The following is a 19078-nucleotide window of genomic DNA, read 5'->3' as shown; positions in this document are numbered from 1 at the left end:
GTCGACGGGCTCGTCGACATCGAGTCGACGATCGACGGCGTCACGCGCGGCGGCGCGGACGCGGTACTCACGCAACGCGGCGTCGCGCCGCGCGTCCATTCGAACAAGAACGACGCGGGCTACATCGTCCACCTCAACGGGTCGACGACGATCGGCCCGGACGAGAGCGACAAGCGCGTCACCGGAACCGTCGACGACGCGGTTCGCGCGGGCGCCGACGCGGTCTCGTTCCACATCAACGTCGGCTCGGAGCACGAGCCGGACCAGATCGAGGAGCTGGCGGAGCTGACCGCCGACGCCGAGCGCCTCGGCCTGCCGGTGCTCGCGATGGCGTACGCGCGCGGCGAGGGCGTCGACGAGACCGACCCCGAGTCGCTCGGGCACGCCGTCCGGCTCGCCGAGGAGCTCGGCGCTGACGTGGTGAAGACCGGCTACTCCGGCGACGGCGACTCGTTCGCCCGCGTCACGGAGTCGACGCGGCTCCCGGTCGTCATCGCCGGCGGCTCGAAGGGCACCGACCGCGAGACGGTGGAGATGGTCCGCGGCGCGATGGACGGCGACGCGGCCGGCGTGTCGATGGGCCGGTCGATCTTCCAGCACGAGGACCCCGAGGGGATCGCCCGCGCCGTCTCGGCGATCGTCCACGACGACGCCGACGTCGACGAGGCGCTCCGCGCGGGCGGGTTCATCGAGGCGTAGCGACTCTCGCGGCGTGGCGACGCCCGAGGCGTAACAACGCTCGAGGCGTCAGCAGGCGGCGCTGATCCGCTCTTGGGGCTCCGGCTCTCCCACCGGTCCGTTCGGACCGACCTCCTGCTCGACGTGGAAGACGGTCACGGACTCCACGTCGGGGTCCGCCCGTTCACAGACGTACGCCGCAACCGGGCGGTACTGCGTCTCGCCGGCGTACCGCACTCTGTGCCCGAACTGGTGCCAGAGGGTCGTCGGGTACGTGTCCGCCGCGTCCGGCGGCCGGTCGAACGCGACCGGACCCCCGTCGAGCGCGTCGACGGTCTCGCCGGAGTCGAGCGTCGCTCGGACGACGTACCAGCTGGAGGTGTCCGGCGGGTTCGGCGCGAAGAACGACCAGCTCACCTCCGAGAGTTCGCCGGCCGACTCCGACGCCGGCATGTCGACGAGCCCGACCCCCGCGGCCTGCCAGACCACGAGCGCGACGAAGACGCCAACGAGCAGGACGGCGGCCGCGACGCGGATCCCACGACGCGCCCGCGACGTGACCGGAGACGCCGCCTCGGTCGGGCTTCCGCCGTCGCTTCGGTACGCCCGATCTGGGAGCCGAGACGACCCGGGGAGGCTCGACGCGAGCGCCTCGACGGCGTCCCAGACCCTCGGCGGGAGGAAGAGGAGCAGGACCGAGATCATGACGAACGGGAACACGCCGAGCCGCATCGTCGCGGCCATGCTGAGGTGCGCGGAGACGAACGCGAGGGCCACGCCGGCTCGCAGCCACCCGGTGGCGGCGACCAGCAGCACGGACGCCGAGAGGAGCGCGATCCAGAGCCAGTTTATGGCCGCGAGGACCGCGGTGTGGTCCGAGACGAACGGGCCGAACAGCACGACGAACTCCTCTATCTGGAAGATCCGCGGGACCGCGACGCCCGACATCCACGCGTCGCTCCGGACCTTGGAGACCACGTTGGCCGCGTAGATCGAGACGAGCGTCAGGAGGGTGACGGCCGTTCCGAGCGAACAGACCCGCCGACCGACGCCGCTCTCGCCCCCGTCAGTCGCGCCTCCATCGGCGTCGTCGCGGTAACCGGGGTCGCTCGACCGGCCGGCACCGAGCGACCAGCGGTCGTCGAGCGGAAGAAAGAGGCTTAAAAAGAGGAGCATCAGCAGAATCGTGTTCCCGCCGTTGATCACGAACGGGTTGCGAGCGTAAAGCGACGCGAGCAGGACGAGGGAGAGGCCCGTCGACGCTCGCGTTCGGTAGCCGACGAGCAGGCAGGCGGCGGCGCACGCGCCGAGCGCGAGGAGCCCCGTTTGGACCCACGCCGAGCCGGACACCGCGTGGATCGAGACGGTCTCCAAGAACGGGTACAGCTCGGCGAGCGTCGAGCGCGGCAGGACGCCGTCGTCGGTGTAGAACGCGCCCACCACCGGGAGCCGGTAGACGAGCAGGTCACCGAGCAGCAGGAGGGCCAGCCCGATCCGGAACGCGCCCAGCGCTCGCGGATCGATCCCGAGGTGCGGCGCGGCGCGCTCCCGGAGGGCCTCGCGCGCAGCGGCGTATCGGGACCCCGCGTTCGAGGGCCGCCGGCGTGGTGTCGTCATTCGGAGGTGTACGTCCTACGATACGAGCTTAGTGATAAGTGCTTTGTCGTCTCCGGGTCGTTGCGTCGCCAACGGCGGCCGGTCCCGTCGCACCGTCGCCATCGGCGGACGCTCCCGCGGCGCCGCCGCTCGCAACGCGCGACCCTTCCGCAGTTTTCAAGCCCGCCCGCCGTGAGGTTCCGGTAATGACACGCACGGTCTGGGTGAAGGCCGACGGGAGCGTCGGCGACTGGGAGGCGCGCAAGCGACGGATCACGACCGCCATCGAGGCCGGCGCGGACTGGGTGCTCGTCGACGAGGCCGACGTGGGGCGCGTCCGCGAGCTCGGCGACGTCTCGGTCGCGGCGTTCCGCTCCGAGGCAGACGTCATCGACGACGCCGAGAGCGACGCCGAAGCCGACGCCTACTTCATCGGCAAGGGCGGCGAGGGCGACGGGACGATCGACCTCCCCGACGACTTCTCCGGCTCCGCGGATCTCACGACGGTCCGCCGGCGAGACGACCGCGCGCAGGGCGTGTACGTCCGCGTGCTCGGGACCGACTACGAGCGGTTCGCCGAGGAGGCGGCGAACGACGCCGAGTACACGATCGTCGTCGGCGAGGACTGGTCGATCATCCCGCTGGAGAACCTGATCGCGCGGGTCGGCGAGGAGACGCACCTCGTCGCCGGCGCGACGACCGCCGCCGAGGCGCGGACCGCCTTCGAGACGCTGGAGATCGGCGCCGACGGCGTGCTCCTCGACTCCGACGAGCCGGACGAGATCCGGGGCGCGGTCGACGCCCGCGACGCGGCCGACCGCGAGACGCTGGACCTCAGACACGCCGAGGTCACCGCGGTCGAGCGCACCGGGATGGCCGACCGCGTCTGCATCGATACCGGCTCGCTGATGGACGACGACGAGGGGATGCTCGTGGGGTCGATGTCGCGGGGGCTGTTCTTCGTCCACGCCGAGACCGCGGAGTCGCCGTACGTCGAGTCGCGCCCCTTCCGCGTGAACGCCGGGGCCGTCCACGCGTACGTCCGGAACGCCGAGGGCGGCACCAACTACCTCGCGGAACTGTCCAGCGGCGACGAGGTGCAGGTCGTCGACACCGCGGGCCACACCCGCGAGGCGATCGTCGGCCGCGTGAAGATCGAGAAGCGGCCGATGTTCCGGATTCAGGCCGAGATAGAGACGGAAGAGGGCGTCGACCGCGTCGAGACCCTGATCCAGAACGCCGAGACCGTCAAGGTCGCGACCGCGGACGGCAAGAAGGCGGTCACGGACCTCGAGGAGGGCGACGAGGCGCTCGTCTACTACGAGGACGTGGCGCGGCACTTCGGCGAAGCGGTGGAGGAGAGCATCATCGAGAAGTAGCGAGACCGATCGGAGCGAGGTCTCGTACGCGAGCGGGCCGCAGGCCCGCGAGCCGAGTGGCCGAGCGAACGCGAGGCCACTACGAACGAGCCGGCCCTCGACCGGTGAGTCGCGAGACCTGCTCGAAGCACGACACGTCCGACCCGGTCGGTCTCAGAGCCGCCTTTCTGTCAGAGGACTGCCCCGACCGTTACTATTACCAAACGTCTTACCGTTCATCGGTCCATGGCTGTGAGTCACGAGCATAGCCGCGTGACGGACGGTACCGTAGTGGATCGCGTACAACACCTCGCGAACGCCGCGAATCCGGCGTTCGCGGCGGGGAGCCTCCTCGTCCCGCTGGCCTTTTTCGGCGCGAGCCTCCTCCTCTCGAGCACGGAGCTCCTCTTTTATACGCACGTCGTCGCCGGGGCGGTGTGGTTCGGCTTCGCCCTGATCTTCCCGGCGATCATCGGCCCGACGCTCGGAGGGCTCGGCGAGGAGGCGTCGGCCGCGGTGACGACGACGCTCGTTCCGAAGGCCGTCTTCTTCCTCGTCGGCTTCTCGCTCACGACCGTCGTCTCGGGGACCGTCCTGCTGACGCCCGACCTCGGGCTGGGGTACGGGTTCGCCGGGACGTGGTCGGGGCTCGCGCTCGCGCTCGGGTGGGGGCTGTTCGCGTTCGGCCTCGCGGTCCCGCACCGGCTCCAGCTCAGCGCCTACTACGAGACGCTCTCGTCGGACCCGGACGCCTCGCGGCTCGAAGCGATCGAGAAGAAGAACCTCGTGGTCGGCCTGTTCGAGGCCGCGACGATGCTCGGGATCATCGTCCTGATGACCGGGTTCCGGCTGGGAGTGTGAGTATGCGTCGTCGCTTTCGCGTCCGAACCGACCCGCGATACGTTCCGTCGTAGGGGCGCGCGCCCGTCCGCCGGACCCGCCGCGTTCGCTTTCACTCGCTGCTCGAGGCGGCCGGCTCGGTCGGACGCTCCGTCACGGTCACCTCCCCCGAGAGTAACTGCGCAGACGGGGGTGCGAGCGTGATCCCCTCCTCGTCGAAGCGCCGTTTCACTAGCCGACGGAAGTCAGAGCGGATCGTCGGCATACTCCGATTTCTCGGATCGTCGATCCAGAACTCCGCCTGTATCGTGATCGCGTTCTCGCCGAGTTCGACGAGGCGGGTGTTCGGCGCCGGGTCACCGAGAACCGGATCGAGAGTCGCGGCGATCTGCTGTAACGTCAGCAGGGCCCGCTCGGCGTCCTCGTCGTAGGCGACGTACACCTGTTCCGTGATTCGATACGTGTTCCGACCGTAGGGCCGGGTGATGGCGTTGGTCGTGAGTTCGGTGTTGGGGATCGAGACGGTCTCGTTGTCAGGCGTCCGGACCCGGGTGACGCGGAAGTCGACCGCTTCGACCGTGCCGCTCCCGCCCGACCACTCGATCCAGTCGCCGACGTTGAAATCCGGGTCGGCGACCAGAAACATCCCGCTGATGAGCGACCCGAACACCTGCTGACCGGCGATCCCGAGCGCGAACGTGAGCGCCGCGATGATGACCGCCGACTCGGAGAGCACCCGTCCGTAGCCGGCGGCGATGATGCCCGTGAGGGTCGCGAATCCGATCAGGAGCACCCGGAGATACGTCTTCGCCGCCGTCTCGATCGTGGGGTTGTTCCGGTTACGCGACCTGATGACGCGGGTGAGAACGGGGACGAGAAACGTCTGGCCGACGAGATAGACGACCCCGAACCCCACGAGAAACCAGAACAGCTCCGAAAACACCTGATCGTACGCCGAGAAGACGTCCGTCGCCCATTTCGGCGGAGACACCTGGCCGACCATGCGCTGCACATCGCGGCGTATCGGTAAAAACCCCGACTGCGAGGTGTGCGAGCTAGATCCCGTACAGCTCGCCGTACTTCTCCTCGACGTAGTCGGTGAAGGCGTCCGCGGAGAAGTCCTCGCCGGTCGCCCGCTTGACCAGCTCGTTCGTCTCGTAGCGGGAGCCGTGCCGGTGGACGTTCTCGCCGAGCCACGCCTGGAGGTCGTCGAAGTCGCCGTCGGCGATCTTCGCGTCGAGGTCGTCGATCTCGCTCTCGGCGGCCTCGAACAGCTGCGCGGCCATCACCGAGCCGAGCGAGTAGGTGGGGAAGTAGCCGAAGTTGCCGTGGCTCCAGTGGATGTCCTGGAGGCAGCCCTCGCTGTCGGTCTCGGGGCGGATCCCGAGGTACTCCTCGTACTTGTCGTTCCAGACCGTCGGCACGTCCTCGACCTCGAGGTCGCCGCGGACCAGGTCGCGCTCGATCTCGAATCGCACGATGATGTGAAGGTGGTAGGTGAGCTCGTCCGCCTCGACGCGGATGAAGTTGTCCTCGTGGACCTGGTTGAACGCCTCGTAGGCGTCCTCGACGGTCGCGTCCTCGGTCTGGGGGAACTGCTCTTTAAACCGCGGCAGGAACAGCTCCCAGAACGACCGGCTCCGCCCGACGTGGTTCTCCCAGAGCCGCGACTGCGACTCGTGGACCGAGAGGTCGCGCGACTCGCCGAGCGGGGTGGCCCACTCCTCCTGCGGGAGCCCGAGGTTGTACTGCGCGTGGCCGTACTCGTGGATGGTCGACCCGATAGCGCCGAGCGGGTCGGACTCGTCGAACCGGGTCGTCACCCGGCAGTCGAACTGGTTCCCGGCGGTGAACGGGTGCGAGGAGACGTCGAGCCGGCCGCGGTCGAAGTCGTAGCCCACGAGTTCGAGCGCCTCGCGAGCGAGTTCCTCCTGCTCGTCCTCGGGGAAGGTGCCCTCGAAGGTGTCGACCGCGAGGTCGGCGTCCGACTCGCGAATCGCGTCGATCATGGGGACGAGCGTCTCACGGAGCTCCGCTAAGATGGCCTCGGCGCGGTCGATCGAGAGGCACGGTTCGTACTCCTCGAAGAGGACCTCGTAGGGGTCGCGGTCGGGGTCGATGTGCTCGGCGTACTCCCGCTTGAGCTCGACGTGCTTCTCCAGATAGGGGGCGAACTCATCGAAGTCGTCCTCGGCCTTCGCCTCCTCCCACGCCTGTAGCGCCTCGGAGCCGGTCTCGGAGATCTCCTCGACCAGCTCGACCGGGACCGCGTCGGCGCGCTCGTACTCGCGGCGGACCTCGCGGACGACCGCCGACTGCTCGTCGGTGAGGTCGGCGTCGTCGAGCTCGGCGAGCAGCTCGCCGGTCTCGTCGTCCGTGATCATGTCGTGCTGGATCGACGAGAGCGTCGAGAGCTCCTTCGACCGGGCGGGGGTGCCCCCCTCGGGCATCATCACCTGCTGGTCCCACCCGAGCACGCCGGCGGCGCTCCCGACCGTGTTCCACCGTCGAACGCGGTCCAGGAGGGCCTCGTACGCCTCGGGGGCGTCGCTCGCGTCGTCGGCCGCGGCTTCCGTTGCCATACGACACGGATCGGCCGCGTCGCTTAAGAAGGAAGCGAACGCGGAATCGACGGGACGGCGGGCCACGGCCGCCTCCGCCGCTGGGAGCCGGGCGAATCGGCCCCGAGCGCGACCTATTTCAGACCGGGCGCCGAATCGCTGCTAACGAATGGACATCGACGAGGACACCATCGACCTGCGATCCGACACCGTCACGACGCCCTCGGACGCGATGCGCGAGGCCGCCCGCGACGCCGAGGTCGGCGACGACGTGTACCGCGACGACCCGACCGTCAACGAGCTGGAGCGCCGCGCCGCCGAGGTGGTCGGAACCGAGGCCGCGCTCTACGTCCCCTCCGGGACAATGGCCAACCAGATCGCCGTCCACGTCCACACGGAGCCGGGCGAGGAGCTCCTCTTGGAGCGCGAGTCGCACATCTACCGGTGGGAGCTCGCCGGCGCGTCGAAGCTCTCGGGCGCGCAGACCCGGACGATCGACGCCGGCGACCGCTGCGTCCCGACGCCGGACGCGGTCGCCGAGGGGCTCGTGACCGAGGACCTCCACCGGCCGGGAACCGGCCTCCTGTCGCTGGAGAACACCCACAACTACCGCGGCGGTGTCGCGGTCCCGGTCGAGGAGATCGCCGCGGCCGCCGAGGTCGCTCGCGACGCCGACGTGCCGGTTCACCTCGACGGCGCCCGAGTGTTCAACGCCGCGGTCGCGCTCGGCGTCGACGCGAGCGAGATCGTCGCGCCCGTCGACAGCGTCACCTTCTGCCTCTCGAAGGGGCTCGGCGCGCCGGTCGGCTCGATCCTCGCGGGCGGCGAGGAATTCGTCGAGGAGGCGCGCCGCGTCCGGAAGCTGTTCGGCGGGGGGATGCGACAGGCCGGGATGATCGCCGCGCCCGGGCTGCTCGCGCTGGAGAACGTCGACCGCCTCGCCGACGACCACGCCAACGCGGAACGGCTCGCCGCCGGGCTCGACGCGCTCGACGGGGTCGACGCGCCCGCGCCGGACACCAATATCGTCGTCTCGCACACCGACGACGCCGGGATCCCCGCCGCGGACCTCGTGGAGGCCTGTAAGGCGGCCGGCGTCGGCTGCGTCGAATTCGACGACTACACGACGCGGTTCACGACGCACCTCGACGTGGACGCCGCCGATGTCGACGACGCGATCGACCGGATCGGCGACGCGGTCGCGGAGCTGTCGGCCTGAGGCGGCGCGGTCGGCTTGAGGCGGCGCGGTCGGCTTGAGGCGGCGCGGTTGGAGGTCTGACACACACCACAGAAACGTTCAATTCGGCGGGCGATCAAGTCGGTCGTATGGGCACAGTACCCGCGGGATCGGAACTGCGCTCCGGCCGAACCGAGGTGGCCGGCGCCCGTCCCTGAGGTGGTCGGCGTCGACATCAGCGGCCGCCACGAGGAGGACGGCGAGTACCTGATGGTCGCGGCAGCGGTCCACGCCCGAATCGACTCGACACGGATCCGGGCGGTCGAGGGGATGGGGTTCGCCGCCGCGCGGGAGGGACCGACGCTCGATGCGACGCTGGGACTCGTGGCGACGGCCGTCGGAAACCTGCCGGAGCCACCGGACGGGCCGATCGTCGCCGAGCACGGCGAGTTCTACGAGGAGCCCCCCGAGCGAGTCGGACTGAGCTTCCGACCCGAGTTTAAATACGTCGAGAGCATAGGGGAACGCGAAACAGTGCAGGCAGCACACCACGCCGCGTACGCCGCCCGAGACCTCCTCTTATGACCGGGAGCGTCGAGGGAGCGGGCGCCGACGGCAACGCAGAACCGGTCCCCGAGGAGCGTCGGGCGGTCGTCGCCAAGCGCGTCGACTCCGGCGACGCCGACCTCGCCGAGATCACCCAGCTCGCCGCGGCCGCGGGCTACGAGGTCGTCGGCGAGCTCACGCAGACCCGCACGGAGGACGCCGCGTTCATGTTCGGGGAGGGGAAGGTCGCTGAGCTGCGCGACCTCGTCCGCCGGACCGACGCCGGCGCCGTCATCGTCGACAACGACGTGGGACCCTACCAGACGTTCAACATCGGCGGGGAGCTCCCCGAGGGCGTCGAGGTGATCGACCGGTTCACGCTCATCCTCGAGATCTTCGGGCAGCGCGCGAACACTCGGAAGGCGCAGCTCCAGGTCGAGCTGGCCGAGCTCCGGTACGAGCTCCCGCGCGCCGAGGCGAAGGCGAGCCTCGCGAAGCGCGACGAGCGCCCCGGCTTCATGGGGCTCGGCGAGTACGACGAGAGCGTCGAGCGCGACATCAAACGCCAGATCTCCGAGATCCGCGACGAGCTGGAGTCGATCGCGGCGAAGGAGGAGGCGCGCCGCGAGCAGCGCCGCGACTCCGGCTTCGACTTGGTCGCGCTCGCGGGGTACACCAACGCCGGGAAGTCGACGCTGATGCGCCGGCTGGCGGCCGAGATCGACGTCGACGAGAACGCCGACCGGCATCCCGACCTCGACACGACCGCGGAGTCGCAGGACATGCTGTTCACCACGCTCGGCACGACGACCCGGCGGGCCGAGATGGAGAAGCGCGACGTGCTCCTCACGGACACGGTCGGGTTCATCGCGGACCTCCCCCACTGGCTCGTGGAGTCGTTCGAGTCGACGCTCGACTCCGTCTACCGGGCCGACCTCGTGCTGCTCGTCGTCGACGCGAGCGAGCCCGTCGAGGACATGCGCGAGAAGCTCGTCACGAGCCACGACACCCTCTACGAGCGCAACGAGGCCCCCGTCGTCACGGTGTTCAACAAGATCGACCGGCTCGCGCCCGGCGAGCTGGCCGACAAGCGCGGCGCGCTCTCCGGCGTCGCGCCCGACCCCGTCGCCGTCTCGGCGAAGACGGGCGCGGGCGTCGCGGAGCTGCGCGACCGCGTCGAGGACGAGCTGCCCGACTGGGAGCGCGAGCGGCTCGTCCTCCCCGTCTCCGACGAGGCGATGAGCCTCGTCTCGTGGATCCACGACCACGGCCACGTCGACGAGGAGTCGTACGCCAGCGACCAGGTGACCGTCGACTTCGAGGCCAAGCCCTCGATCGTGGCCCGCGCCCGGTCGAAGGCCGCCTCGCTCGCGCCCGCGGAGTCGACGTAGGCGGGCTCTCCGTCGATCCCCGGGCGACCAGACCGCCGCTCCGCAGGCGACGCCCCCGTCGCTCCCGTCGGCTCGGCTCACTGGCCGGGACCCCGGACAAAGTATACATTCCTTCGCTTGCGAACAGGTATCATGGACGACGCCGGAATCGACGGCCGACGGCGGGACCGCTCCGTCGCCGCCGCCGACGCCATCGAGCCCCCGACCGGGTTCAGCGAGCAGGCCGTCGCGAGCGACGCGGGGGTGCACGACGCGTTCGAGACCGAGGGACCGGACGCCTGGCGGCGGGCCGCCGATCTCCTCGACTGGGAGACGGAGTACGAGACCGTGCTCGACGACAGCGAGCCGCCCTTTTATCAGTGGTTCCCGGACGGACGGCTCAACGCCGCCGTCAACTGCGTCGACCGGCACCTCGACGAGCGGCGCAACCAGCTCGCGATCCGGTGGTTCGGGAAGCGCGGCGAACGGCGCTCGTACACCTACCTCGACCTCCACCGCGAGGTGAACGCGCTCGCGGCCGGCCTGCGGGACCTCGGCGTCGAGGAGGACGACGTGGTGACGCTGTACCTCCCGATGGTCCCGGAGCTGCCGGTCGCGATGCTGGCGTGCGCCCGCATCGGCGCGCCGCACAACGTCGTCTTCGCGGGGCTCTCGGCGGAGGCGCTGGCGACCCGCCTCGACGCGGCCGACTCGTCGTACCTGATCACCTGCGACGGCTACTACCGGCGGGAGGACGCGTTCAACCAGAAGTCGAAGGCGGACAACGCCCGGCTCCGGACCGAGACCGACCTCGCGGCGACGGTCGTCGTCGACCGGCTCGGGGACGCGCTCCACGTGTCCCTCGGCGACGACGAGCACGCGTACGAGTCGCTCGTCGGCGCACACGACGGGGAGACTGTCGAACCGGTCGCGCGCGACGCCACCGATCTCCTGTTCGTGATGTACACCTCCGGGACGACCGGCCGGCCGAAGGGCGTCGAGCACGCGACCGGGGGGTATCTCTCGCACGTCGCGTGGACCACCCGGAACGTGCTCGACGTGCGCCCCGACGACACCTACTGGTGCGCGGCCGACATCGGCTGGATCACGGGCCACTCCTACGGCGTGTACGGTCCCCTCTCGGTCGGGACCACGACCGTCCTCTACGAGGGGTCGCCCGACTACCCGGACCGCGAGCGCGTGTGGGACCTCATCGAGCGCAACGCCGTCAGCGTCTTCTACACCTCCCCGACCGCGATTCGGTCCTTCATGAAGTGGGGCGCGGAGTACCCCGACCGCCACGACCTCTCGTCGATCCGCCTGCTGGGCACCGTCGGCGAGTCGATCACCGCCAAGGCGTGGCACTGGTACCGCGAGCACGTCGGCGGCGGCGAGGCGCCGGTCGTCGACACCTGGTGGCAGACGGAGACGGGCGCCATCGCGCTCGCGACGCTGCCCGGGATCACCCCGATGAAGCCGGGGAAGGTCGGCCCGCCGCTTCCCGGGATCGACGCCCGCGTCGTCGACGAGGACGGCGATCCGGTCGACCCGGGCGAGCCGGGGTACCTCACGATCGGCTCGCCGTGGCCCGGGATGCTCCGGGGGCTCCGCGAGGGCGACGATCGCTACCGCCGCGAGTACTGGATTGAGGCCGAAGACGGGTGGCGCTACCGCACCGGTGACGGCGCGACGGTCGACGAGGACGGCTACGTAACCATTCTCGGTCGCGTCGACGACGTGATCAACGTGCGGGCACAGCGGTTCAACACCGCCGAGCTGGAGTCGGCGATCGTCGGCGTGGACGGGGTGACCGAGGCCGCGGTCGTCGGCGACGACGACGGCGACATCGTCGCCTACGTGACCACCCGGAGCGACGTCGAGCCCGACGAGTCGCTCGAGGCGACGATCGGCGAGGAGCTGGCCCGCTCCGTCGGCGACGTGGCGCGCGCCGACCGGATCGTGTTCACCCCGGATCTCCCGAAGACCCGTTCGGGGAAGATCATGCGTCGGCTGCTGGAGGACATCGCCCGCGGCGAGGAGTTCGGCGACGTCAGCGCGCTCCGGAACCCGGAGGTCGTCGGCGAGATCGAGTCGTCGGTCCGCGGAGAGTAACTGTTTAATGTTACTTCTAGGGCATATAGAAGCGTCTAGAAGTTTCATATAGGTGGGCTCCGATGCGTCGGCATGGGCACGTTCGTCTCCCGGTCGGCGCTTCACGAGCGGAAGCGCGCGGTCGCCAAGACGCTCTGTTACCGCACCCTCATGGTCGCCATCACCGTGCTCGTGGCGTGGGCAGTCGTCGGCAACGTGAGCGACGCCGTGAACATCGGACTGGTTACCAACGTCGTCAAGACCGCGACCTACTACACCTACGAGCGACTGTGGGACCACGTCTCGTGGGGCGTCGTCACCGGCGCCTGAGCTGACTGGACCCCCTCAGGGTCCTGCTCGGACCGGGGCCTCCGTCAGGGCTCCGCTCGGACCGGGGCCTCCGTCAGGGCCACGCTCGGACCGGGACGGATCCGAACGAAGCGGAACGGGACCAACCTGTGTGGAAACTGTTTCGGTCTGAAATCTCAAAACGAAATTAAAGGGCGCCGAAACGACCGGTTCGGAAGCCTCGAACGCGATCGCCCTCGAAGGTAATCGGATTCGAGGCCACGGCGGAAGATTTTTGTTTCGTATTTTCGTGTGTCCACGAAACAGATGGTCGACGGGCTCGACGCCGACGCGTACGACGCGCTCGTGACCGCCGCGGAGACGTACCGCGCCGCGGTCGTGGTCCGCCTCGCCGGAGAGGTCGGCCTCCGGACCGGCGAGATCACCCGCGTCGCGCCCCGACACCTCAGTGATCCGGGCGTCGCGGACGTCTCCCTCCTCGCCGTTCCGGCCGACGACGCGGGAGCGCGCTCCGAGACCGATGAGGGGTCGCCGCGCGGCGGCGACGCCGCGGAACCGATCGACCGCGAGACCGTCGTCCCGTCCTCGCTGGCGGCCGAGCTCCGGCGGTACGCCGAGAGCGAGGGGCTCGGCGAGGCGGAGCCGTTCGTCGACGTCTCGCCCCGCCGCGTCCAGATGATCGTGAACGAGACCGCCGAGCGGGCGGCGGCGCGGACCGACGGCGCGGTGCCGGCCGACCTCACGCCGCGCGATCTCCGAGACGCCTTCGCGCGGCGCCTCCTCGTCGACCGCGGCGTCGACCCCCACGCCGTGCGCGAGGCCGGCGGCTGGGAAACGCTCGGCACGCTCGACGGGTACCTCGGCCCCCTCGACGGGCGGGCGGTCGCCGAGGCGTACGCGGCCGCCGGGAGCGACGGGGCGGCCGGGGGCACCGATGCCGACGCCGGCGCGCGGCGGTCGACAGCGCTCGGCGGGTTCGAGGCCCTCGCCGACGGCGACGGCCGAGAGTCGCCGCTCGCGACGGTCCCGGCGCGGCTGGTCGAGTCCGACCGGTGGGCCGAGGCGTGGGTGGTCCGCGGATCGGCCGACGGCGGCCGGACTGAGGTGGCGGGCGCGGCCGGCGTCGACCGGGAGGTCCTCGTCGACCGCGGCGTCACGCGCGAGGGCCCGTGGCTCGACGCGGTCGAGACCGGCGACCCGGTCCTAACGGACGGCGACCCCTCCGCGGACGGCCGGCCCGGGATCGCCGTCCCCGCGAGCTACCGGGACGTGACGCACGGCGCGCTCTGCGTCGTCGCCGGGGACGGGGGGCCGGTCTCCGAGACCGAGCAGCGGGAGCTGGTCGCGCTCGGGCGCTGTCTCGGCTGGGCGGTGACGGCCGGCCGGTGGCGGGACCTCCTCCACTCCGACGCGGTCACCGAGGTGGAGTTCCACACCGCCGACGAGGGGGCGTTCCTCGCCCGCGCGAGCGCCGCCCTCGACTGTCGGGTCGACCTCGACTCCACCGTCGGCGTCACCGACGACGCCTCGCGGCTGTACCTCTCCGTCGCGGGGGCGATGCCGCAGGGCGTCGCCGACGTCGTCGACGGGACGGGGGGCGTCTCGGACCTCCGTGTGATCGAGACGCGAGAGGACGGCTGCTCGGCCTCGGTGCGCGTCGAGGGCGGCTCGGCCGTCCGGACGCTCACGGAACACGGCGCGACGGTCCGCGACGCGACCGCGGAGGACGGTCGCGTGCGGGTCGTCGCCGACCTCCCCAAGGGAGCCGACGTCAGGCCGGTGGCCGACGGGCTCCGCGCGGCGTTCGAGGACGCCCGCCTCGCGAGCAAGGAGTCCGTCCCCCGGTCGTCGCGCTCTGAGTCCTCGTTCCGCGAGGGGGTCGCCGAGCGGTTCACCGACCGACAGTGGGCCGCGCTGTCCGCCGCGTACCACGGCGGCTACTTCGACTGGCCCCGCGGGAGCACCGCCGAGGAGGTCGCCGACGCGATGGGCGTCTCCTCGCCGACGTTCCATAACCACCTCCGGAAGGCCCAGCGCGCGCTCCTCGACGGACTCTTCGATGAGGAGCACCGGGAGCGTCGGTGACGCCGGCGTCCCGGGTCGGGGGTCGAGTGAGAGGAAACCGGCCGAGACACCGCGAGTCTGTCATGATTTTTCGTATTTAGCGCCAGCGTTTATATGCCGAGATCGGATGGATACGACCGTACCATGACAGAGGGTGACGGCCAACTGGAAGCGAGACTGGAAGAGCAGGAGGTGTTCGAGCCGCCCGAGTCGTTCGCGGCGCAGGCGAACGTCTCCGACCCCGAGATCTACGAGGAGTTCGAGGAGAACTGGCCGGAGTGCTGGGAGACCGCGGCCGACCTCCTCGACTGGGAGTCCGACTACGACCAGGTGCTGGACGACAGCGACCCGCCCTTCTACGAGTGGTTCACCGGCGGCGAACTGAACGCGTCGGCCAACTGCCTCGACCGACACCTCGACGAGCGCGGCGACGAGGCCGCGATCGAGTGGGTCGGCGAGCCGGTAGACGAGGACGATCGCACGTACACGTACGCGGAGCTCCACCGGGAGGTAAACGAGTTCGCGGCCGCGCTCCGCGAGCAGGGCGTCGAGGAGGACGACGTGGTGACGCTGTACATGCCGATGATCCCGGAGCTGCCGGTCGCGATGCTGGCGTGCGCCCGCATCGGCGCGCCTCACAGCGTCGTCTTCGCCGGGTTCTCGGCGGACGCGCTCGCGACCCGGATGAACTCCGCGGAGTCGGAGTACCTCGTCACCTGCGACGGCTACTACCGCCGCGGCGACCCCCTCGACCACCTCGACAAGGCCAACCAGGGGCTCGCGGGCGTCGACCACGACACCACGACCGTCGTCGTCGACCGGCTCGGGCCGAACGGCGACGACTTCGGCCACGAGCTCGGCGACGACCAGCTCGACTACGACGACCTCGTCGCAGAGCACGAGGGCGCCGAGGTCGAGCCGGTCACCCGCGACGCCGAGGACATGCTGTTCCTGATGTACACCTCGGGGACCACGGGGGAGCCGAAGGGGGTGAAACACACCACCGGCGGCTACCTCTCGTGGGTGTCGTGGACCTCGCAGTCCGTCCTCGACATCAAGCCGGATGACACGTACTTCTGTTCGGCCGACATCGGCTGGATCACGGGCCACTCCTACATCGTCTACGGGCCGCTCGCGCTCGGGACGACGACGATGATGTACGAGGGGACCCCCGATCATCCCGAACAGGACCGCCTCTGGGAGATCGTCGAGGAGTACGAGGCCACCCAGCTGTACACGGCGCCCACGGCGATCCGCGCGTTCATGAAGTGGGGCGAGGAGTTCCCCGACCGCCACGACCTCTCCTCGCTCCGGCTGCTCGGCACGGTCGGCGAGCCGATCAATCCGCGGGCGTGGAAGTGGTACTACCAGCACATCGGCGACGAGGAGTGCCCCATCGTCGACACGTGGTGGCAGACCGAGACGGGCGGGATGATGATCACGACGCTCCCCGGGTTGAAGGACATGAAGCCGGGCGCGGCGGGGCCGCCGCTGCCGGGACTCGACGTCCAGATCCTCGACACGCTCGGCGACGAGGTAGAGCCCGGAAAGGCCGGCTACCTCACGGTACAGAAGCCGTGGCCCGGCATGCTCCGGACGCTGTACAACAACGACGAGCGGTACATCGACGAGTACTGGGCGGAGTACTCCGACACGGACAGCGACGACCCCGAGGACTGGGTGTACTTCCCGGAGGACGGGGCGAAGATCGACGAGGACGGCTACATCACCGTGCTCGGGCGGGTGGACGACGTGCTCAACGTCTCCGGCCACCGGCTGGGCACGATGGAGATCGAGTCCGCCATCGTCGGCGTCGAGGGCGTCGCCGAGGCCGCCGTCGTCGGCGGCGACCACGACATCAAGGGCGAGGCCGTCTACGCGTACGTGACGACCGAAGACGGGTACGAGGGTAACGACGAGCTCCGCGACGCGATCGTCGCCGGCGTCGAGGACGCCATCGGCCCGATCGCCCGACCCGAGCAGGTCGTGTTCACGCCCGACCTACCGAAGACGCGCTCGGGGAAGATCATGCGGCGCCTGTTGGAGAACATCGCCGACGGCAAGGAGCTCGGTAACACGAGCACGCTCCGGAACCCCGAGATCGTCGAGGAGATCCAGCAGAAGGCGAAAAGCGAGTAGCCGAACGGCGGTTCCGTTTTCGACGCGACAACACAATCCGACGACGTCGCCGCGCGAACAAACATCACGATCGAATCAGACAAACGACGAACGACGACACATCACAACGACACACAGCGATACATGACAGATAATAGCACGCACGACTCCGGCGAGGCGGCCGCCGATGGTGGACGCGCATCGGACGGCGCGGCCACCGACGGCGGCGTCGCCACGGGCGCGGCACAGACGCACAACGACACCGACTACCTCGGAGCGGAGGTGAACATCCTGAACCCGAGCACGCCGTACATGCGGGATCACCTCCGCATCGTCTGGACCGGGTTCGCTATCTGGGTCCTCGCGGTATGGGGGCCGGTGACGCTGACGCGGCTCGCTCCCGGCCCGATGACGAGTCAGATGCCGATCTTAGGCTTCCCGATCCACTACTTCCTCGTCGCGTTCGGGGCGCCGACCAGCGCGCTGATCCTCTCGTTCTGGTACTCGCGCAAGCGTGACGCGCTCGACGAGAAGTACGGTATCGATCACGCCACCGTCGCGGAGACCGGGAGCGGCGCTGACGTCGCGGCGGCCGACGGGGGGACCGAGGAATGACGGGGAGCTCGCTCCTGCTGCAGAGCGACCTCCTTCCGGAGGCCCTCGACATCTCGTTCAAGCTGGCGCCGGCGATCCTCGTGATCGGGATGCTGGGGCTGTTCCTCTCGATCGGCTTCGTCTTCCGCGTGGCCGACACCGACGACATGTGGGTCGCCGGCCGGTCCATCGGGAACGTCGAGAACGGGATGGCGATCGGGGCGAACTGGATGTCGGCGGCGTCCTATCTCGGGATGGCGGCGTCCATCGCGCTGGCCGGCTTCTACGGCCTCGTGTTCGTCGTCGGCTGGACGACGGGCTACTTCATCCTGCTCATCTTCCTCGCCGCGCAGCTGCGCCGGTTCGGGAAGTACACGGCGCCGGACTTCGTCGGCGACCGATTCAACTCCGACACCGCGCGCGCCATCGCGGCGGTGACGACGTTCCTCATCGGCTTCGTCTACGCCATCGGACAGGCGAAGGGGATGGCCTTGGTCGGCCTGTACATCTTCGGTAACTACGGGGGCCTCATCCCCGGCCTCGACGGGTACCAGGTGATGGTCGTCGCCATGATGGTCGTCACCGTCGGCTACCTGACGCTGTCCGGGATGCTGGGCGCCACGAAGAACCAGGCGGTCCAGTACGTTATCCTCATCCTCGCGTTCGTCGTCGGGCTCTTCGTCGTCGGCTACACCAACGGCTACTCCACGGTGCTGCCGCAGCTCGAGTACGGGATGCTGATCAGCGAGCTCGGCAGCGAGTTCTCCGAGCCGTTCGCCTCGTCGAGCTACTACCTCTGGGTCGCCACGACGTTCTCGCTCATCGTCGGCACCTGCGGACTGCCGCACGTGCTCGTCCGGTTCTACACGGTCGAGAGCGAGCGGACGGCCCGCTGGTCGACGGTCTGGGGGCTGTTCTTCATCTGTATCCTCTACTGGAGCGCCCCGGCGTTCGCGGCGTTCGGCACCGACCTCTACTCGCAGAACGTCGGTGCGACGTACGGCGATCCCGGGATGACGGGCGCGGCCAGCGAGGTCATCGTCGTGCTGGCGGCGCAGCTGTCCGGGCTCCCGGACTGGTTCGTCGGGATCGTCGCGGCGGGCGGTATCGCCGCGGCCATCGCGACGGTCGCCGGGCTGTTCATCGCCGGCTCGTCGGCGATCAGCCACGACATCTACACGAACATCATCAACGAGGACGCGACGCAGCGCCAGCAGATCCTCGTCGGCCGCCTCTCGATCGTCGCGCTCGGCGCGCTGACCACCCTGGCCGCGCTCAACCCCGCGTCGTCGATCGCCGCGCTCGTGGGATACGCGTTCTCGCTCGCCGGCTCCGTCCTGTTCCCGATGTTCTTCCTCGGAATGTGGTGGGAGAACGCTAACCGGCCGGGGGCGCTCGCCGGCATGACGACGGGACTGACCCTCTGGTCGATCCCGATGATCAACCAGATCGTCCCGACGTACATCGGCTCGATCGACGCGCCGCTGTCGGCGGGGCTGGCGACCTGGATGCCAGCTATCGGCTCGGCGCTGATCACGCTCCCGATCGTGTTCATCGTCACCATCGTCGTCTCGATGGCGACCGACGAGCCGTCGCTCGAGACGAAGCGGATCGTCCGGCAGTGCCACAGCCCCGAGCCGATGGGGCAACAGGAGACCGCCGAGGACGTCGTCGCCGACGGCGGCGAGGACCTCGCGGCTGATGGCGGCCGCGCAGTTGACGACGCGGCCGCCGAGGGGGACCGCGCAGTTGACGACGCGGCCACGGAGGAGTAAT

15 protein-coding genes are annotated in these 19078 nt (G+C 69.8%); 12 read left to right on the top strand and 3 right to left on the bottom strand.

Annotated features, from left to right (window positions below; translation table 11 throughout):
• Positions 1–699: 2-amino-3,7-dideoxy-D-threo-hept-6-ulosonate synthase (locus B4V06_RS08795; protein ID WP_498169226.1), on the top strand; the 699-nt coding region annotated here is incomplete at its 5' end.
• Positions 700–747: 48 nt separating this feature from the next.
• Here the strand turns inward: B4V06_RS08795 and B4V06_RS08790 are convergent.
• On the bottom strand, positions 748–2295 hold the full coding sequence (locus tag B4V06_RS08790) for an HTTM domain-containing protein (RefSeq protein WP_498169223.1): 1548 nt from the start codon (positions 2293–2295) through the stop codon (positions 748–750).
• A gap of 185 nt (positions 2296–2480) precedes the next feature.
• Here B4V06_RS08790 and B4V06_RS08785 point away from each other — a divergent pair, with 185 nt between their 5' ends.
• Positions 2481–3653: a 3-dehydroquinate synthase II gene (locus B4V06_RS08785; protein WP_498169220.1), complete on the top strand. Its 1173-nt coding sequence runs from the start codon at positions 2481–2483 to the stop codon at positions 3651–3653.
• Positions 3654–3878: 225 nt separating this feature from the next.
• Positions 3879–4493, top strand: coding sequence for a hypothetical protein (locus tag B4V06_RS08780; RefSeq protein WP_498169217.1), 615 nt, complete (start codon positions 3879–3881; stop codon positions 4491–4493).
• A 91-nt stretch (positions 4494–4584) separates the two neighbouring features.
• On the opposite strand, the gene B4V06_RS08775 is transcribed toward B4V06_RS08780, so the two are convergent.
• A complete protein-coding gene (locus B4V06_RS08775; RefSeq protein WP_498169214.1) occupies positions 4585–5475 on the bottom strand; it encodes a mechanosensitive ion channel family protein in 891 nt (296 codons plus the stop codon).
• A 52-nt stretch (positions 5476–5527) separates the two neighbouring features.
• Positions 5528–7054 carry a carboxypeptidase M32 gene (locus B4V06_RS08770; protein ID WP_498169212.1) on the bottom strand — a complete coding sequence of 509 codons (1527 nt, stop codon included), beginning with the start codon at positions 7052–7054 and terminating at the stop codon, positions 5528–5530.
• Positions 7055–7202: 148 nt separating this feature from the next.
• Here B4V06_RS08770 and B4V06_RS08765 point away from each other — a divergent pair, with 148 nt between their 5' ends.
• The 9 genes from B4V06_RS08765 (at position 7203) to B4V06_RS08725 (ending at position 19077) form a co-directional block, all read left to right on the top strand.
• On the top strand, positions 7203–8252 hold the full coding sequence (locus tag B4V06_RS08765; RefSeq protein WP_498169209.1) for a threonine aldolase family protein: 1050 nt from the start codon (positions 7203–7205) through the stop codon (positions 8250–8252).
• A 177-nt stretch (positions 8253–8429) separates the two neighbouring features.
• Positions 8430–8795: a DUF2209 family protein gene (locus B4V06_RS08760; RefSeq protein ID WP_123112081.1), complete on the top strand. Its 366-nt coding sequence runs from the start codon at positions 8430–8432 to the stop codon at positions 8793–8795.
• A complete protein-coding gene (hflX, locus tag B4V06_RS08755) occupies positions 8792–10147 on the top strand; it encodes a GTPase HflX (RefSeq protein ID WP_498169205.1) in 1356 nt (451 codons plus the stop codon). The genes B4V06_RS08760 and hflX overlap by 4 nt, the downstream gene beginning before the upstream one ends.
• Before the next feature lie 132 nt (positions 10148–10279).
• The gene (acs, locus tag B4V06_RS08750) at positions 10280–12238 is read left to right on the top strand and encodes an acetate--CoA ligase (protein WP_498169202.1); all 1959 of its coding nucleotides are present in this window, start codon (positions 10280–10282) and stop codon (positions 12236–12238) included.
• Between the two features lie 72 nt (positions 12239–12310).
• Positions 12311–12547, top strand: a complete 237-nt coding sequence (locus B4V06_RS08745; RefSeq protein ID WP_123112084.1) for a DUF2061 domain-containing protein — start codon at positions 12311–12313, stop codon at positions 12545–12547.
• Between the two features lie 285 nt (positions 12548–12832).
• Positions 12833–14611, top strand: coding sequence for a bacterio-opsin activator domain-containing protein (locus tag B4V06_RS08740; RefSeq protein ID WP_498169199.1), 1779 nt, complete (start codon positions 12833–12835; stop codon positions 14609–14611).
• 123 nt (positions 14612–14734) lie between these two features.
• Positions 14735–16729, top strand: a complete 1995-nt coding sequence (gene acs / locus B4V06_RS08735; RefSeq protein ID WP_123112086.1) for an acetate--CoA ligase — start codon at positions 14735–14737, stop codon at positions 16727–16729.
• A 123-nt stretch (positions 16730–16852) separates the two neighbouring features.
• Positions 16853–17323, top strand: coding sequence for a DUF4212 domain-containing protein (locus B4V06_RS08730; RefSeq protein WP_123112087.1), 471 nt, complete (start codon positions 16853–16855; stop codon positions 17321–17323).
• On the top strand, positions 17320–19077 hold the full coding sequence (locus tag B4V06_RS08725; RefSeq protein ID WP_123112088.1) for a VC_2705 family sodium/solute symporter: 1758 nt from the start codon (positions 17320–17322) through the stop codon (positions 19075–19077). Before B4V06_RS08730 ends, B4V06_RS08725 begins: the two co-directional genes overlap by 4 nt.
• The last annotated feature ends 1 nt before the right edge of the window (position 19078 follow it).

The organism is Halorubrum sp. B53 (genome assembly GCF_059752395.1).
This window is presented reverse-complemented; position numbering and strand designations above follow the sequence as displayed.

Excerpts from the sequence above, each read along its gene's own strand:
- B4V06_RS08790 (WP_498169223.1), bottom strand. The coding sequence starts at position 2,295 with ATGACGACACCACGCCGGCGGCCCTCGAACGCGGGGTCCCGATACGCC.
- B4V06_RS08785 (WP_498169220.1), top strand. The coding sequence starts at position 2,481 with ATGACACGCACGGTCTGGGTGAAGGCCGACGGGAGCGTCGGCGACTGG.
- B4V06_RS08780 (WP_498169217.1), top strand. The coding sequence starts at position 3,879 with ATGGCTGTGAGTCACGAGCATAGCCGCGTGACGGACGGTACCGTAGTG.
- B4V06_RS08775 (WP_498169214.1), bottom strand. The coding sequence starts at position 5,475 with ATGGTCGGCCAGGTGTCTCCGCCGAAATGGGCGACGGACGTCTTCTCG.
- B4V06_RS08770 (WP_498169212.1), bottom strand. The coding sequence starts at position 7,054 with ATGGCAACGGAAGCCGCGGCCGACGACGCGAGCGACGCCCCCGAGGCG.
- B4V06_RS08765 (WP_498169209.1), top strand. The coding sequence starts at position 7,203 with ATGGACATCGACGAGGACACCATCGACCTGCGATCCGACACCGTCACG.
- hflX (WP_498169205.1), top strand. The coding sequence starts at position 8,792 with ATGACCGGGAGCGTCGAGGGAGCGGGCGCCGACGGCAACGCAGAACCG.
- acs (WP_498169202.1), top strand. The coding sequence starts at position 10,280 with ATGGACGACGCCGGAATCGACGGCCGACGGCGGGACCGCTCCGTCGCC.
- B4V06_RS08745 (WP_123112084.1), top strand. The coding sequence starts at position 12,311 with ATGGGCACGTTCGTCTCCCGGTCGGCGCTTCACGAGCGGAAGCGCGCG.
- B4V06_RS08740 (WP_498169199.1), top strand. The coding sequence starts at position 12,833 with ATGGTCGACGGGCTCGACGCCGACGCGTACGACGCGCTCGTGACCGCC.
- acs (WP_123112086.1), top strand. The coding sequence starts at position 14,735 with ATGACAGAGGGTGACGGCCAACTGGAAGCGAGACTGGAAGAGCAGGAG.
- B4V06_RS08730 (WP_123112087.1), top strand. The coding sequence starts at position 16,853 with ATGACAGATAATAGCACGCACGACTCCGGCGAGGCGGCCGCCGATGGT.
- B4V06_RS08725 (WP_123112088.1), top strand. The coding sequence starts at position 17,320 with ATGACGGGGAGCTCGCTCCTGCTGCAGAGCGACCTCCTTCCGGAGGCC.